Consider the following 16,542-nt stretch of genomic DNA (forward strand, 5'->3'; position numbering starts at 1 on the left):
CGCACCGGACCCGATCCGACGGTCAGGTCGGTTCGCGCAGCACCACCTCACGCAGGTTGTGTACCTCACACGACAACACGGCCGGCAGCGCGGGAAGCGGGGCCCGGTGTGCGTCCGTGCCGGACCGCATCGGCAAGAGCGTGCAAAACGCTACACAGTTCGGTGTTCACTGGTGTCGACTGCGCCGCAGGATCGACACCGCCGGACTCCCGTTCGGTGCGCCAGCATTCGGCGAGTGCACGGTACGCCATCCGTTGCGCCGCGGCCGTCGTCTGCGTCAGCCGCAGCGCGGACCGCTGCACATCGCGTCGGGCCGCCCTGGCGGCAGGGATGCTGACCGCGGCGGGGCTCAACAACGCGGTGGTGGTGGCGACCGCCTCGATGGTGTCGACTCCCGTTCTGCACGTGCAGGCCCGTGCCGACGGCACACACCAACGCGAACTGATACGCCCCGGGTGGACAACGCATTCATCACCGAGTGGGTCTGGTCAGCGGACAGACGTGCGCGGCCGCGGGAGCCATAGTTATCTCACATCGGAAACAACTGGACCCAACCCCAAACATCCACTCCGACAGGAAGGTTCCCTATGGAAACCGCCACAAACGCCAACAGCACCGACGGCGACGAGACCGTAACCAAGGGCACCCGCCGACGCCGCTACGTCCACTACGCAGCGGTGCCCATCGCAGGCCTCGCCGCCGTCGGTATCGCTTTCGGCGCAACGGGCATCGCCAGCGCCGGCACCTTGCCCAGCACTGGACTGTCGATCATCGGTGTCGATGCCTTCGCCGACACGTCTTCCCTCTGACTTGCCAGCTCGTCGAGCACGACGAGCTGGAACGGAAGATGCCGCGGGAACGCGCGGGTGTTGGAACAGTCCAGGCAGGTCAGGAAGGTTTGCCGTCAGGTCGTTCCGCCGTCATGCGGTGAGTGGTCGAAATCGGTGCAGGCTCCAGGCTCCGATCACGGTGTCGTGGTCAGTTCCCAGCAACGCCAGCGCCTCCACGTGCATCCTTCGCCGCTTACGTACATCGGCGACCTGATCATCGAGCACCTCCCGGATGATCTGTGTAACCCTCCTCCAGGCTAATCCGAACCGCCGCGTCCACGACGCACACCGTTCAACAGGCGCCGGAGACCCGCTGGTCCTCCGGCGCCCGCCGTCGAGGCCAGTCCGACCGCCAGCAGCAGCGCAATGCCGTTGAAGAGACCGGGAATCCAGAACGGTGCACCTGCCAGCTGAAGGCCCGTGACACCGACCGCGAGGACGTAGACCGCCACCACGGTGCCCCACACGTTGAATCGCCCGAACTTGAACTGGGTCGAACCGAGGAACACCGCCGAGAACGCGGGTAACAGGTAGGATCCACCGATCGTCGGGTCGCCGGTACCGAGTCGCGATGCCAACAGCACGCCGACCAGTGCGGTGATCGCACCGCATGCCACCAACGATCCGACCAGCACCAGCGAGGTCCGGACGCCGGCGAGTCGCGCCGCGGTTGCGTTGCCCCCGGTCGCATAGATGCGCCGGCCGACCGGCGTCTTCTCCAACACGTACCAGACGACGACGGCAACGAGCAGCATGATCCACACGGAGTTCGTCAGCCCCAAGAACTTCTGGGTGGCGAAGGACGCGAACCCGATGGGCAGATTCAAGATCTGTGATCCGTCGGAGAGCCAGCTGGTGAGCGCCGCGGCTACCGAGCTCATACCCAGAGTCGCGATGAACGAGTCGATCCGGAAGATTGTAATGGCGATACCGCTCGCGAGTCCGAGAGCTGCACCGATCGCGATGGTCACCGGAACCGCGATCCATGGGGGCATTCCCGCGTGCATCAGTAGCCATGACACGAGAATGGTCCCGAAACCGACCTGGGCGGCCACGGCCAGATCGAAGGCGCCCGCCGCGACCGGTATGAGCAGACCGATGGCCGCCAACGCTGTTAGTGCCTGGGTGTCGATCAGCGAGCTCCATGTGCTCGAGGTCAGGAAGGTCTCCGGTGTCACGATGGAGAACACCACCAGCAGTACGACCAATATGTATGCGGCGCTGGACCGCCGGAACGAGAGCGGACCGTGCCGCCGCGGACCTGGTTCGACAGGCCGTTCCGTCTCCGTCTGCACCGAAGTGGTGAGATCTGTGGTCATTGTTGGCTCCTACGGGTTGATGGACAGCTGCGCGGCACCGATGCCGAGGCTTTCGTGGGTCAGTCGGTGGTCGGAGATCTCGTCTCCGGTGAGTTCGGCCACCACGTGGCCGTCCCGGAGCACCATGACGCGGGTGCACATACTTGTGAGGTCAGCGTTGTCCGAGGTGGAGACCAGGACGGCGGCACCCTCCGAGGCTGCGTCGAGGATGAGCTGCCTGATGACGTCGGCCGCCCCCACATCGACCCCTTGGGTCGGCTCTTCGACGAGGAAGACCGCCGGTCCGGTACGTAGCCACCGTCCGAGCGCGACCTTCTGCTGGTTTCCGCCACTGAACAGACCGAGAGGCCGCTCGATGAGCATGGGGCGCAGTTGAAGATCCCCGCACAATTCGCCGACGATGCTGCGGATGCGCCGACCGTCGAGATGGATACCGGCCCTGGTGAAGTGCGGCAGATCGGCCAGCACGATGTTCTCCGACACAGTGTGGTCCATCACCGCTCCGTGGGTGCGACGTTCGGCGGGGACGTAACAGATGCCCGCCGTCAGCGCGGCACGTGGCGACTCCCCTATCGGAGTGCCCCCCACCGCCACCTCGCCCGCGCTGCGCGGGACAGCACCGTAGACGAGACTCGCGATCTGTTCACGACCCGACCCGAGACCGCCTGCCACCCCGACGATCTCGCCGGACCGTAGCGTCAAGTCCAGCGACCTCAGGGACCCGCCCGCGAGACCACGTACGGTCAGCGCCGCGTCACCTGCTGGACCCGGTTGGTTGTCGGCGGTGGTCTTTCGGGCACCTCGGTCGACGCGCTTTCCGGTGATCATCTCGGCCAGGTCCTCGGTGCCGAGACCCTCGGTCGGGTGATCGGCCACCAGCCGACCGTCTCGCAGGACCACCACTCGAGAGGCGAGTTCGACGACCTCTTCGAGCCGGTGGGAGATGAACAGCACACCGGCCCCAGCTTGCGTCACGCTGCGGATCGCGGTGAACAGTTGAAGTACTTCCCCGCCGTGCAGCGCGGCGGTCGGTTCGTCCAGCACCAGCACGTTGCCTGTCGGATCGTCCCAGCCGCGCAATGCGCGCGCGATCGCCACGATCGTCCGCTGCGCCGCGGTCAGCGTCGCGATCGGCACGTCGACATCGAACTCGACGCCGAAGTCGGCCAGCGCGGCGCGTGCCGCACGCTGTTCCCTTGCCTTCCGAACCGGGCCGAGCCCGGCCCAGCCCCGGCCCTCGTCGAGCCCGAGATTGTCCACCGCGGTCAGGCTGTCGATGAGGCCGAGATCCTGATGGATGAAGTGCAGATGCGATCCGTGTATCCGGCCCTCGTCCGGAAGGTAGATGCCCGCGAGGATCTTGACCAGGGTCGACTTCCCCGAACCGTTCTGCCCGAGCAGTGCCACGATCTCGCCGGCCCGCACGGTCAGGCTGACGTCGGACAGCGCCCGCACACCGGGGAAGCTCTTGCTCACCCCGTCGACCTCCAGGAGAACCGGCATCGTGCCGTCGCCGGTCATGACGCGTTCCCGGCCGACCACAACGCGGTGAAACGCTGCTGATAGTCGGGGTAGGCCGACCAGTTGTCGGTCGAACCGGACTGCATGTCCGACGGGCTCAGGATCTGCATGGTCATCTCGTCGTTGCGCTCCATGCCGGTCAGTTCCTGGCCGGTTCCCAGACGCGCCGCCATGTCGACGAACTGCCAACCCGTGACGGGGAAGTCGAAGGCCACTGCGCCCGCGAAGTCCTCCTTCCGCAGCGAGTTGAGCGTGCCTGCGTCGCTTCCGAACCCATTGATGTCGACCTCGAGGTTCGCCACCTTCATGGCCGCGGGCAGCCCGGTGGCCGATTCGAGGCTGGTGAAGATGGCCGTCTCGGTTTCCGGATGGGATCGCAGGTCGTTCACGACTTGCTGAGGTGCGGCATTGCCGATGGAGGCCACCGGGATGTTCTGTTGGCGCACCTCACACGCCGGGCACAGTTCCTTCATCCGAGTGAGGTACCCATCGGTCATGAGCGAGGTGAAGGACAGTTCGGGGATCGTGTAGACAACCGATGGAGCGCCGCCGTTGGTGGCGACAGCCCAGTCCGCCAGCAACGCGCCAATCCGCGTCGAGGAGGCGTCACCGTTGACCACACCTCGTATCGCCGGGAATCGTGACGCACCCGATCCGCCCACCACCGGGATGTTCATCGCCGCGAGCTCGTCCATCTGCGATTTGAACTGGGCCGGATCGACGCCGGCGACCAGCACCGCACTCGGCTTCATCGCGATGATCGAGTCCATCGCCTGCTGCAACTCCTGTGCCGAGGCGCCCGCCTTGACGGACTGGAACTGCACGCCCAGCGCCTTGCTTGCGTCCTCGAACATCGGCCGCAGCTGTGCGCAGACTGGCGTCGAGCACTCCAGGTACGCGATCACCTCGCTCGCCGAGGGCCGCTTCACGAGAGGATCCTCGGTCGGGAAGCCGTTGGGCTGCCCGGTGTACGGCGCGATCGACGCCTCGGCCTCGGCCATGGCCGCTGACGAGACTGCTGCATCGATGTCACCAGAAACACCGCCGCCGCTGCAGGCCGCCAGTGCAAAGGTGAGTGCAGTGAGCAGAACACCACATGATTTGTTTCGTAGAGACAACATCCGATGATCCTTTGATCGTGAGGCCCAGCAACGTGACCGCGCCGGGCCGGAAGTCCGCGTGTCGCCGCCTGCGGTGTCGCTGCGGTCGGTACACAACTCCGAACGTGGGGTGTCGCGTTGCGAAGCGATACGTTCGAGCTGTGTGTGAAGCATCTCCGGTATCGGATCTGCTGCCATCACGTGTGAATGCCAGTCCATCCCGGATGTGTGCCATCTCTCACGTCGCTGCATCCATGCCTCGAGTCACGAAGTCCTGTGACGCGCGGAGTCGCTGCGACGACGGGCGTCGGTCGCGCCGCACAAACGTGAACGACCGGACACCCAGGAGGTGTCCGGTCGTCGCTGTGGCGCGGTCGGTCAGACCCCGGCGGGCGCCAGCACGATGTCGAACCGTGCCTGTGCCCACTTCCTGTCGCCGACGTCGCGGCCGTCCGGGGTCGGTGTGCCCGCGGGTTTGTCGACAAATTCGGTGATCAGGGAGTCCTTCACACCGAACACGCTGTCCCCGGCGGCCAGCTGCGGGTCCCCGCTGACGAACGTGTGGGTGACCAGGGTACGCAGACCGTCTGCCGACACCATGAAATGCAGGTGCGCCACCCGAAATGGCGAGCGGCCGGTGGCCGCCAGCATCCGTCCTACCGGACCGTCGTGCGGAATCGGATAGGGAACCGGTTTGAGACCCCAGAAGCGATATCGCCCGTCGACATCGGTGAACAGGTGCGCTCGGCCTGCGGAACGGTCGTCGCCGTACTGGACGTCGTAGTAGCCGTCCTCGTCGCACTCCCACACCTCGATGCGGGCTCCCGGCACCGGGTTCCCATCGGTGTCGGTAACGGTTCCCTCCACCCAGCACGGGGTGCCGCCGGCACCCCGTGCGATGTCTCCGCCCAGGGGGATCTGCGGCGAGCCTTCGACGAAGAAGGGCCCGAATATCGTGGCCGCCGTCGCGCCCCGGTAGGCCTGGTTGTTGACGGCGATCGTCTGCATCGTCGCGCCCAGGACATCGGACAGCAGGACGAACTCCTGGCGCTTGTCGTCGGTGATGTTTCCTGCAGCGGTGAGAAATTCGATGGCCTTCTGCCATTCCTCCTCCGTCAGCCGGACCTCCCGGATGAGCGCGTGCAGGTGCCGTACGATCGCCCGCATGACCTGCCTGAGCCTGGGGTCGGGTGTGCCGCCGAAGGAGGCGAGGACCTCGTCCAGAAGTTTCTGCTCGGCCCGCTGCTGATCATCGGTCGCTGTCGTGGATCGACCACGAATGGTGCGTTGGTTCATGGTGTCGACCCCGAATGTGCCGCGCGCAGCAACGACTCGATGTCGGACTGCGACACCGGCCGCGGGTTCGACGGCGGCGCCACGGCCGCAATCGATCGTGCCGCCTCACCGATGTCGGCCTCGTCGAATCCGTGGTCTTTCAGGGCGCGGGGCGCGTCCAGGGTCCGCCGCAATGCGTCCAGACCCGCCACGGCTGAGTCGGCGCCGAAGGCGGTTGCGATCCTGCGCTCGGCCTCCGGCGCGGCCGGCGCGTTGAATGCGAGGACATACGGCAGGACCGTGGCATGGGTCTGGGCGTGGGGCAGATCGTAGGCCCCTCCCAGCACGTGACAGATCTTGTGGTGCAGACCGGAACCTGCGGACGCGAAGGCGACCGCGGAGAGGTAGGCGCCGTAGAGGGTCTGTTCACGCCCGGCCAGATCGGCGGGATCGGTACGCACCGTGGGCAGGCCGCTCGCGAGCACGCGGATTCCCTCGGCGGCCAGAGCCTGGTTGATCGGGTCGGTCTTGGGCGCCCACATCGAGTCGATACAGTGCGCGAGACCGTTGAGTCCGGAAGCCACCGACAGGTCCACGGGCAGCGACACGATCAGCTCGGCATCGTAGACGACGGTCACCGGCAATACCCGGTCGTCGAAGCCGGTGGCCTTACGGGCCGCCTCGGTCAGGCCCCACATGTTCGTGGCCTCTGATCCGGCATAGGTGGTCGGCACCGCGACGATCGGCAGGCCCGAGGTCAACGCGACCGCCTTGGCCAGGCCGGTGGTGGACCCGCCTCCAACCGCGATCACCAGGTCGACCTGCTCGTCCGCCGCGATCCGACGGGCGCGCTCGGCCGTGTCGGTCGGAACGTGTGGGCGGACATCGTCGTGCCACACGGACACGTCGATGTCCGCGGTGATCGTGCGGGCGATGTCGTGTTCGTCCCGGGCGGCGATCACCATCACCTGTCGTGCCGACAACCTCTCCACTTCGGCCGTGAGGTATGCCAGCGATCGGCCGGCGCCGAACAGCACGCGTTGGCCCAGCGTCCTGTGTTCGAATTCCCATCCCATGTGGTCACATTCCCTTCTGCCAGGGTGTCCGGACCGGTGGCGAGCCACCGGTCCGGACGTATGAGGACTGTCCTCAGAACTGTTCGCCGAGTTCGGTGTCGCCCACCTTCACCGGGTTCGCGTCGACCAGAACGAATGCCATCACACAGGGCACGTCGAGCGGGTTGTTCCAGCCGTGGATGGTGCCGCGCTGTACGACCACCTCACCCCTGCGCACCCGTGTCGTGGACCCATCGTCGAGGACCAGGTCGATCTCGCCGTCCAGCACGATCCCGTAGTCCAGTGACACAGTGCGGTGTGCAGGAGATTCCGAATGCGGAGCCATGTTGGTGATCATGAAGACGGTGCCCCCCGGCGAGACCAGGCCGACGCCGGGCTTGGCGCCGTCGGTCTCGTCGTTGTTGTCGGAGGGGAAGACGTCGGTCGACCAGAGCAGGACGGATTGTGCGGTGGGAGAGAGCTCCTGACTCGGCAGCTGGTCGTCGGTGCGGACAACGGCCTGCCCGTTCCCGTCGTGCGAGGTGACGATGCGTCGGACCGAGAAATCGGACATGTGATTCTTCCTTCTGTTCGTGAGGTGGGTGCGCCGTTGGTGTGGTCAGACAACCGCGGCGTGGTGGGACGTGACGAAACCCGAGTATCCGGATTCGATTTCGGCTGCCAGGAATTGCTGATAGGCAGAGATGCCGCCGAGGAACACCGCGTAGTTCTCGTACCTGGCCTTGCCGTCGACATTGGAACCGTTCCACCAGGACTCCGTGTGGGGCAGCAGAGTGCTGTTGTAGATCTGCTGCACCCGTGCGGTCCACGCAGACTCTGCGGTCTCGTCGGCCTCGGCTGCGACGATGTCGTTGCGTCGCAGGTGATCGATGAATCCGGTGATGAAGTCGACGTTGACCTCGACCCCACAGATGTAGCTGGTCGCCACACCCGGTGACATCGGCCCCTGCACCGGGAACATGTTGGGGAAACCGTTGGTGTTCACGCCGAGATAGGACCGCACCCGCGCCCCCCCATCCCAGGCTTCCTTCAGGCTGGCACCTCCACGGCCCCGGATGTCCATGTTGAACAGGCCGCCGGTGACACCGTCGTATCCGGTGGCGAAGACGATGACGTCGAGTTCGTGCTCCGTGCCGTCGGCAGTGCGGATTCCCTTCGGGGTGAACTCGTGAATCGGGGTCGCCTTCACGTCGACGAGATGCACGTTGTCGCGGTTGAAGGCCTCGTAGTAGCCGTCCGCGATGACGGGCCGGCGGGTCTTGAAATAGTAGTTCGGGATGAGCTTCTCGGCGGTCCTGGGATCCTCGACGGTGGCCCGGATCTTGCCCTTGACGAAGTCGGCGACGATCTCGTTGGCTGCCTTGTCGATGGCGATGTCGTTGTAGCTGGCATCGGTGATCGCCTGGGCGCCGGACTCCCAGGCTTCCTCGAACACCCGGAGACGTTCGTCGGGTGAGTCGTCGTGCACCGACTTCTCGGCGGTCGTCCCGAGCGCGCAGAAGGCGGTCGATCGCATCCGCTCACGCAGTTCGGGCAGCGTGGACTTCCACACCTGCACCTCGGCGTCGCTGAGCCTGCGCTGCCTGGCCGGGGTGACGTACTGGGCGGTCCGCTGGAACACCCTGAGCTCGCCCACGGCCGGCGACAGCGCGCACACCAACTGTACGCCGGACGAACCGGTACCGATGACTCCGACGCGTCGCCCGGTCAGATCGATCTGTTCCGCAGGCCAATTCGCGGTGTGGTAGATGGAACCTTCGAAGTTCTCCATTCCGGGCATCTGGGGGATGTTGAGTTCGCAGAGAATCCCCACGGCGGGCAGGAAGTAGGTGGCGGTGACCACGTCGCCGTCGTCGAGGGTGAGTCGCCAGACGGCGCGAGTCTCGTCATAGTGCGCGGATACGATCGACGTGCCGAACGCGATGTCGTCGCGCAGGTCCAACGTGTCGGCGACATATCGGGCGTACTCGAGGATCTCCGCCTGGGGGGCGAAGCGGGACGACCACCTCCAGCCGTTGAACATCTCCTGGTCGAAGTTGAAGCTGTAGGACTGGGTTTCGATGTCACAGTGCAGTCCTGGGTAACGGTTCCAGTACCAGGTACCGCCGACGTCGTCGCCACGCTCGTAGGCGCGCACCTTCAAACCGAGTTCACGCAACTTGTGCAGTGCGTAGAGGCCGCCGAAGCCGGCCCCCACGACCACCGCATCGAGGTGGGCGGTGGTGTCGATGTCCGCCGGGTGGTGGTGTTGGGTACTGGGGTGCATGCTCGATCCTTTCTGTCGCGGACGATCGGGGTTGCTCACCCCGTCGGCCGTCGTGTCCGCCGGTGCCGTACCGCGTGTGTCGCGTGTCACGGCGTTGAGATGAGCATTCCCTCTGCGGTGGTGATTGCCATCACGTGCCGATGCCAGTCGATCCGGAATGCGCGCCAGCTGGTCTATGTCTCGAATAGTGTTCTACGGGAGAGATGTTCGTGATCGTCGGCGGCGAGGGCGGAAGCCAGCCAGTCGCGGATACAGCCGACGATCAGCGGTACGTTCCGTTCGAAGACGAGGCCGTGCCCGTCACCGGTGATGTCGTGCTCGCCCAATCGGAGGTGGGCTGCCGGCACGGCGGCACCCCGAAGGAAGTCGACTGTGCGACAGTCATCTTCTTCTCGACCGGAGGCAGACCCGCTCACCACGAGTGTCGGTACCCGGGCAAGGCCGGGCAGGGTCCGTTCGGATTGTCTCGAATGCCACCGCAATGGCGGACAGGCGATGCCATTCGTCAACGCGCCTCGCGCCCCCATCTCCTTGTATGGTGGCCCCAGTGGCTCGATGGCCACAACTGCCGCAACGGAATCCGGATCCGCATCGGCGGCCAGCCAACCGGCCGGCGCGCCCGCGGAATGCGTCATGACGATGGCGCGCCCGATCCTGCCGAGAAGGTCGAGCAGACGTGCTGCATCGAGTTCCTGCAGCCGCGGAGTGTCGATGGCGAGACCCGCCGACCCGGCGACCATGGCAGCCAGCGGTGTCGAGCCGCCCAGGTCGATGCCGGCCCAGTCGTTGTGATCATCCACCGAGCTCTCGCCGAGCGGTCGGGCGAACAGGCCCTCCACCCCGGACCGGTCCGGCCAGGGGGTGCGGGCACCGAGTCGAGCCGGATCCCACGGCGAGCGCCCGTGTCCGGGCCGATCGAGCAGATACACGGGATGTCCGGCGTCGACGAGTGCACCGGCCCAACTCGGTCCGGTGCCGTACACCCCCATCCAGTCGGTGGACTGCCCTCCGCCGCCGTGCACCAACACCACGGGAAGATCCGTGGGTGTGGCGGGCGCCTCGAACTCCACCCACGCGGGACCGAGTTGCCCGGTCCCGTCGTCCGATGTGTCGCCGGGGAGGAAGAATCCGCCGCGCCGCCGTGTTGTCGGTGCCACCTGCTCATGTGGGGGTTGATGTGCGGTTGGATCAGCCGCCGGCGATCCGGGGTTTCGGTGGTTCACCGGTCTCCATCCAGTTCAGGCGGGTGCGGATGCCGCGGAGCGCTTGATCCGCGTGCGGCAGAACGAAGAATCGTTCGGTGCGGATCGCGTCGATTACCTGATCGGCGACGTCGAGGGCGTCGAGTCCTTCTTCGTCGTGCCTCACCCGGAACGCCTCCATCGCCGCGCGGCGCTCGGGATCTTCGTTGAGCAGCAGCCCTTCCGGGGCGTTGCGTTCGGCATCGATCATGTTGGTCTTGACCATGCCGGGGGCGAGCAGGGAGACGCGCACCGGCTTGCCCAGGGTCCGCAGCTCGCTGTCCAGGCATTCCGAGAGTCCGTCGATGGCCATCTTCGACGCGCAGTAGGGGGCCATGAAGGGAGCACCCGACGAGAACGCCGCGACCGAGGCGGTGTTGACGATGTGCGCTTCATCGCGCTCGAGGAGCAACGGCAGGAAGGTGCGGCAACCGTTGAGGACGCCGAAGAAGTTGACTTCCATGACCCACCGCCAGGCCGCCGCGTCGATGTCCAGGAACCGGCCGCCGGTCTCCACACCTGCGTTGTTGCACACGATGTCGACCCTGCCGAATTCGTCGAGCGTTCGATCCGCGAGGGCTTGCACTGACGATTCGACGCGCACGTCTGTGCGGATACCGATCACGGACCGTCCCGGACGGGCCTCGGTCTGCAGTTGCCCGACGGCCGCCTGGAGGGCAATGTCCTCGATGTCGGCAACGACCACCGACGACCCGCCCTGCAACAACCGGGAGGCCAGTGCGTACCCGATCCCGCTGGCGCCGCCCGTGACGACTGCGACCTTGTCCTCGATCGTCTTCATCCCCAGGTCCCCAGCAGTGACGGCGTCTCCAGTCTCTTGGTGGCAAGGCAGCGTTGCACCAGCCCCTTCTCGTCGGCGACCGCGTTCTTCAGGTTCGACCAGGTGAGTTCGTAGTCCCGGGGAAGGGAACCACGGAAGATCAGGTCCTTGTTGCGGATGGCAGTCGGGCTGGTGATGCCGTCGAACACCGTCTTGCGTTCGTCGGCGTAGCGATCGAGGATGTCGTCGTCGGCGCGGCCCTGCACGACTGCGGCCAGCGCCTCGCTGAGCAGGAACGAGTCGAGCATGCCGGTGGTCAGACCGAGTCCGCCGGTCGGATTCGTGGAGTGCGCGGCGTCCCCGGCCAACAGCACATTGTCGCGGCGATATGTGACCGCCGAGCGCTGATGCATCCGGTACGGGCTGTGCGCGATGAGCTCGAACCTCTCGCTCTCCGGCAGAACCGCCGCCAGATATGCCGGCATCCTGTCGAGGATGCCTTCCTCAGGAAGTGACATCGGCTCGGAGTAGGTGAACCGCCACATCCCGCCGCGGTCGTCGTTGTTGATCTTGACGATGATGGTTCCGTACGTACCGTCGCACACGAACGTGGTCTGGCTGATGTTGTGCGCCTCGAACGGGTAGTACGCGTTGGTGGCGACAAATCTTTCCGGCCAGGTGAATCCGGCGAATTCGATACCGAGTTGGTAGCGAATGGCACTTCCGGCACCGTCAGCGGCCACCACCCACGGCGCCTCGTAGGTTTCCGGGCCGTTCGGGCCGTCGGCGGCTATCGTGACGCGACCGTTCTCCTGCGTGATCCCGGTCGCGCGCCGCCCCCACTGCACCTGCACCGGAAGGTGGTCCCGGTCGATGGCACGTAGGACGATCTCGACGAGGGCATCCTGACCGAGGTGAATCGCATAGGGGAACTTGACGATTCCCTCCAGGCAATCGAGTCCGTACCGGATCTCCTCGCCGGTGTCGTGCCGGGTGAAGCAATAGTCCTGCCGGAGAAGCCCGGCCTCCTTGACGTCCTCGATCACACCGAGCCGCTCGAGGTTCTCCAGCACCGGCCAGTGATAGACCATCGCTCGTGGGGATCGCATGATGTCGTCCTGGGCTTCCAGGATTGTCACCGGGACACCAGTTCGGGCGATGCCCAAGGCGGTGAGCATGCCGACCGGACCGCCTCCGACGACGATGACCGCCGCATCGGTATTTCCGTGAGACACGTTTACTCCCTTCGTTCGCGGTCGGTCACTTCGCGGTGTCGGCGACCGTGTAGCGCAGGCCCCGATGGGTCGGGGACTCGAGTTCGTCCAGTGCGGCGACGGCGAAGGTGGCGAACGTGACGTGGTCACCCACCGGCGCGTCGGCGCCGAGCACGTAGTCCGACGGCGCGCCGACGACGAAGCTCGGAGCCGGGGCGAGCATCGTCCACGTGACACCCGAGCTCTGGCGATAGGCATCGAGCACCGACCGCATCGCGCCGGCCTCCGGCTTGAGCCGGTCGGCGAAATCCGGGCGGTCCATCAGGGCCACACCGTCGATCTCGAGTGCACCCGCCCCGCCGACCACGAACACCGGCAGCGACGGCTCAGCGTCGATCAGCGCACGGTGCGCCTCGACGATGGCCTCGCGCGAACCACCGGTGCGGTCGGGCGGGATCGACACGACCAGGACATCGGCTCCCCCCAGGTTGGCGAGCACCTTGTCGGTGTCACCGAACTCTGCAGACCGCGACGTTGCGCCCTCGACCGCGGTCCCGCGCCGGCTCACGGCAACGACGTCGTGTCCGCGGCGGACGGCTTCGGTGGCGATGGCGGATCCGGCGCGCCCGGAGGCGCCGTAGATGACGATTTTCATGGGTTCTTGCCCTCACTTGTTGTCCAGACCCCGGCGGTCGCCGATCGGTCCGGGGCGTAACTGTGCTGTCGTGGAAGCATCGCTCCGAACGGTGGCGCCTGCCATCACGCCTCGGTGCCAGCCGATACCGGATTCGCGCCAGACCTCCTTCCGGCCGGGGGCGTGAGGTGCATGCTGACCGGGTGCATACTGTGACGATGACCACTCGCCGTGGAGCCGCGCTCACCGAGCGCCAGGCGCGCAGGTTCTCGGATTTCCGGGACCTCGTTCGCGATTCTCTCTTCGACGCACGCCTCGACACGGCCTCCAGCGGCACCTTCGCCGGCAACGTGCGGGTGCTGAGCTGCGACGGAACAAATTTTGTGGACCTCTCGTCGAGCGCCCATGGCATGACCTTCACCGCCCCTTCCGTGCCCGGGGACGATGGGCATGACTTCGTGGTGTGCCTGAATTTCTCCGGCGAGACGGAGGTACGCCAACACGGCCGCTCGATGATGCTCACTCCCGGCGATTTCACCGTCTACGACCTGGGCGAGGGGGTTGTTGAAGCTACCACGATCACCCCGACCCTGCATGCTCTCAACATCAGGATGAACGCCACCGACCTCGGGCTTCCGGTCGAAGACCTCCAGGAGCTGACCTGCACCACCATCGAGTCACGAGATGGGCTTCCCAGCGCCGTCGCCGCCCTGCTGACCCACTTCATTTCGACGAGCGTGCTGACCAACGCTGCATCGAGCCAACCGGGACGACGGCAAGCCGTCCGCCAGGCCGCGCGGCAGTCGACGATGCTGATCCGCACGATGCTGATGGACCAACTGGTTGCCCGCGGTGCCGGATCGGATCCAACCGCCACCGCGTTGCAGCAACGAGAAGCGGTGACGATGTTCATCGACGACAACTTGCCTAATCCGGATCTGAGCCCGACGACCATCGCGAACGCACATTTCATCTCGCTGCGTCAGCTGCATCGGCTCTTCGAGAACACCGGGGAGACGGTGTCGTCCAGAATTCGCTCGGGCAGAATCGAGCGCTGCAAGGAGGATCTCACCGACCCACTCAAGCCGTTCACGCCGGTCGGTGCCATCGGGTTGCGGTGGGGATTCCGGTCTGCAACCCAGTTCGGCTCGGCATTCAAGGACGCGACAGGCATGACGCCCAATGATTTCCGCACCGCTGCGATCGACATCGCCTGAACGGATCGATCTGCGGCAGAATCCCGATCGCTTTGCCGGCAGGGGTGACGGCTGCCAGTGATACCGCGGTGATCGACGACCACCGCGATGTGCTCGCAGCGCCGAGAGATCTGCTCTGAATGCCACATGCGGCGCGCTCCGATCCTTTTCATCCCGGCGGCCCGCACGATGTTGGGGTGTGGTGGCCGTCGGCCCCACGCCAACCATCACCGGTTCCGGCTAGAAGGCAGGGAAGCATCATGACTGGACGTGTTGAGGGCAAGGTCGCCTTGATCACCGGCGCCGCACGCGGCGTCGGTCGAGCGAGTGCGGTTCGACTGGCGCAAGAAGGCGCCGACATCATCGCCGTGGACCTCGCCGAACCCGTTCCCACAGCGGCATACGGGGTCTCGTCGGTCTCCGATCTCGAGACCACCGCCGAACTCGTCGCGCAGGCGGGCCGCACGTGTGTCGTCCGCCACGCCGACGTGCGGGACTTCGCTACTCTCCGGGCAGCCGTCGACGACGGAGTCGGCCGCCTCGGCCGACTCGACATCGTCGCAGCCAATGCGGCGATCATCGCCCTCGGGTCGGTGGTTGACATGCCCGAGACCCGTTGGCACGACGTCCTCGACGTGAACCTGACTGGTGCCTGGCACACGTGCAAGGCTGCGATCCCGCACATCGTAGACGCCGGACGCGGCGGCTCCATTACCATCACGAGCTCCGTCGCGGGCCTCGAGGCGCAACCGAACAGCGGCGCCTATGCGTCCTCCAAACACGGCGTGGTGGGTCTGATGCGCACACTTGCATTGGAACTTGGGCCACATTCGATCCGGGCCAACACGATTCACCCCACCACTATCGAGACTCCGATGGCGGCGAATCCGGAGACGTTCAAGCTGTTCCGGCCGGATCTCGAGAACCCGACCCTCGAGGAGTTCTACGAGGGCGCCCAGCAGCTGCACGCGTTGCCCGTCCCATGGGTCCAGCCCGAGGACATCGCCAACGCGCTCCTCTTCCTCGCCTCCGACGAGGCGCGGTACATCACCGGTGCGACGCTCCCCGTTGATGCGGGATCGATCGTGAAATAGGCTGGGGGTTCGTCACCAGTCGCCAGATCAGCGCTGACCGGGGGGCGGCAAACCGGACACATCCCCCGCGATTCGAACGACGACGCGGAGGGCGCGATGCCTGTCATTGCATCCTCTTCGACAACCGACAAGCAAACGGCGGGATCAACCTGGCCCTGCAGCGTTGGGTCGAGCGCCATCTGAGGGAGGCATGGACCGAGTGCTCGCCCCTGCGACAGCGATCCGCCACCAGAGTGAGCTTCCGACTTATGTTCGTAAGAGCGGTCCGTGGTCAACCTCGAAGACATCTCCGCGCCCCGCTGCTTCGAGATCGAACAGCGCGATATCGAAGCGGTGGACTGCCCGGTCATGCACGACGATCAGCACGGCACCGCGATCGTCGTCCTGGCCGCGTTGAAGGGTGCGGTCAAGGTCCAGGACCGGGACCTCCGTGGGTTGCGCGTGGTGATCTCCGGTGTCGGCGCCGCCGGTGTGGCCTGCGCGAACATCCTGATCGCCGCCGGGATCGCGGACGTGACGGTGCTCGATTCGAAGGGCATCGTCTCCGTGGATCGTCGGGATTTGAACGCGGTGAAGGTGGATCTGGCCGCCCGCACCAACCCGGCCGCCCGCCGCGGCGGCATCGTCGAAGCACTCGACGGTGCGGACGTGTTCCTCGGCGTCTCCGCGGGCACCGTCCCGGAGGAGCTGATCGCGACCATGGCGGAGAACTCCATCGTGTTCGCGCTGTCGAACCCGGACCCGGAGATCCACCCCGGAGTCGGGCAGAACCGGGTGTCCAACATCGAGCATGGCGACCTCGAGCGTGTGCAGATTGATACGTTGCGCCGGTATGTCGAAGCCGTGGGCGGCGCGCTGCGCGTCGAGGTCGAACTCGGCGACGAGCGCTTCCAGATCGCCTACTGATATTTCGGTAATAGGGCGTGTCGATACACGTGATTCGCGCCGCGCTGCTTGATCATTGACGAGTGGCAGGAAAGAAGACCAACTCCGGC

At 65.8% G+C, this 16,542-nt stretch carries 15 protein-coding genes and 1 pseudogene; 4 read left to right on the forward strand and 12 right to left on the reverse strand.

Features of this window, described 5'->3' with window-relative positions:
- Positions 1-65: 65 nt before the first annotated feature.
- A complete protein-coding gene (locus ACFU5V_RS33610; protein WP_378704411.1) occupies positions 66-428 on the reverse strand; it encodes a hypothetical protein in 363 nt (120 codons plus the stop codon).
- Positions 429-587: 159 nt separating this feature from the next.
- Here ACFU5V_RS33610 and ACFU5V_RS33615 point away from each other — a divergent pair, with 159 nt between their 5' ends.
- Positions 588-809, forward strand: coding sequence for a hypothetical protein (locus tag ACFU5V_RS33615; protein ID WP_378704413.1), 222 nt, complete (start codon positions 588-590; stop codon positions 807-809).
- A gap of 278 nt (positions 810-1,087) precedes the next feature.
- Here the strand turns inward: ACFU5V_RS33615 and ACFU5V_RS33620 are convergent, their stop codons facing one another.
- The 11 genes from ACFU5V_RS33620 to ACFU5V_RS33670 form a co-directional block, all read right to left on the reverse strand.
- Complete coding sequence (locus tag ACFU5V_RS33620) at positions 1,088-2,149, reverse strand: ABC transporter permease (RefSeq protein ID WP_378704416.1); 1,062 nt, start codon at positions 2,147-2,149, stop codon at positions 1,088-1,090.
- Positions 2,150-2,158: 9 nt separating this feature from the next.
- The gene (locus ACFU5V_RS33625; RefSeq protein ID WP_378704418.1) at positions 2,159-3,670 is read right to left on the reverse strand and encodes a sugar ABC transporter ATP-binding protein; all 1,512 of its coding nucleotides are present in this window, start codon (positions 3,668-3,670) and stop codon (positions 2,159-2,161) included.
- Positions 3,667-4,671 (reverse strand): sugar ABC transporter substrate-binding protein, encoded by a 1,005-nt coding sequence (locus ACFU5V_RS33630; RefSeq protein ID WP_378704420.1) that lies wholly within the window; start codon positions 4,669-4,671, stop codon positions 3,667-3,669. Before ACFU5V_RS33630 ends, ACFU5V_RS33625 begins: the two co-directional genes overlap by 4 nt.
- A gap of 477 nt (positions 4,672-5,148) precedes the next feature.
- A complete protein-coding gene (locus ACFU5V_RS33635) occupies positions 5,149-6,066 on the reverse strand; it encodes a dioxygenase (protein ID WP_378704422.1) in 918 nt (305 codons plus the stop codon).
- A complete protein-coding gene (locus ACFU5V_RS33640; protein WP_378704424.1) occupies positions 6,063-7,121 on the reverse strand; it encodes a maleylacetate reductase in 1,059 nt (352 codons plus the stop codon). Before ACFU5V_RS33640 ends, ACFU5V_RS33635 begins: the two co-directional genes overlap by 4 nt.
- A 73-nt stretch (positions 7,122-7,194) precedes the next feature.
- Complete coding sequence (locus ACFU5V_RS33645) at positions 7,195-7,674, reverse strand: cupin domain-containing protein (protein ID WP_378704426.1); 480 nt, start codon at positions 7,672-7,674, stop codon at positions 7,195-7,197.
- Positions 7,675-7,719: 45 nt separating this feature from the next.
- Positions 7,720-9,387: a flavin-containing monooxygenase gene (locus ACFU5V_RS33650; protein WP_378704428.1), complete on the reverse strand. Its 1,668-nt coding sequence runs from the start codon at positions 9,385-9,387 to the stop codon at positions 7,720-7,722.
- Between the two features lie 173 nt (positions 9,388-9,560).
- Positions 9,561-10,544 (reverse strand): alpha/beta fold hydrolase, encoded by a 984-nt coding sequence (locus ACFU5V_RS33655; protein ID WP_378704430.1) that lies wholly within the window; start codon positions 10,542-10,544, stop codon positions 9,561-9,563.
- A 31-nt stretch (positions 10,545-10,575) separates the two neighbouring features.
- Entirely contained in the window at positions 10,576-11,430 is an 855-nt protein-coding gene (locus ACFU5V_RS33660; protein WP_378704431.1) for an SDR family NAD(P)-dependent oxidoreductase, read from the reverse strand.
- Positions 11,427-12,644 carry an FAD-dependent oxidoreductase gene (locus tag ACFU5V_RS33665; protein ID WP_378704432.1) on the reverse strand — a complete coding sequence of 406 codons (1,218 nt, stop codon included), beginning with the start codon at positions 12,642-12,644 and terminating at the stop codon, positions 11,427-11,429. The genes ACFU5V_RS33660 and ACFU5V_RS33665 overlap by 4 nt, the downstream gene beginning before the upstream one ends.
- Before the next feature lie 25 nt (positions 12,645-12,669).
- Positions 12,670-13,278, reverse strand: a complete 609-nt coding sequence (locus ACFU5V_RS33670; RefSeq protein ID WP_378704434.1) for an NAD(P)-dependent oxidoreductase — start codon at positions 13,276-13,278, stop codon at positions 12,670-12,672.
- Positions 13,279-13,475: 197 nt separating this feature from the next.
- On the opposite strand from ACFU5V_RS33670, the gene ACFU5V_RS33675 reads away from it, so the two are divergent.
- The 3 genes and pseudogenes from ACFU5V_RS33675 to ACFU5V_RS33685 all read left to right on the forward strand — a co-directional run.
- Complete coding sequence (locus tag ACFU5V_RS33675) at positions 13,476-14,474, forward strand: helix-turn-helix domain-containing protein (RefSeq protein WP_378704436.1); 999 nt, start codon at positions 13,476-13,478, stop codon at positions 14,472-14,474.
- A 239-nt stretch (positions 14,475-14,713) separates the two neighbouring features.
- Entirely contained in the window at positions 14,714-15,547 is an 834-nt protein-coding gene (locus ACFU5V_RS33680) for a mycofactocin-coupled SDR family oxidoreductase (protein ID WP_378704439.1), read from the forward strand.
- A 270-nt stretch (positions 15,548-15,817) separates the two neighbouring features.
- A pseudogene (locus ACFU5V_RS33685) lies at positions 15,818-16,310 on the forward strand (malic enzyme-like NAD(P)-binding protein); the annotation flags it as partial.
- Between the last annotated feature and the right edge of the window lie 232 nt (positions 16,311-16,542).

It is taken from the genome of Rhodococcus sp. NPDC057529 (genome assembly GCF_042802055.1).
In the GTDB taxonomy this organism is placed as follows: Bacteria; Actinomycetota; Actinomycetes; order Mycobacteriales; family Mycobacteriaceae; genus Rhodococcus_F.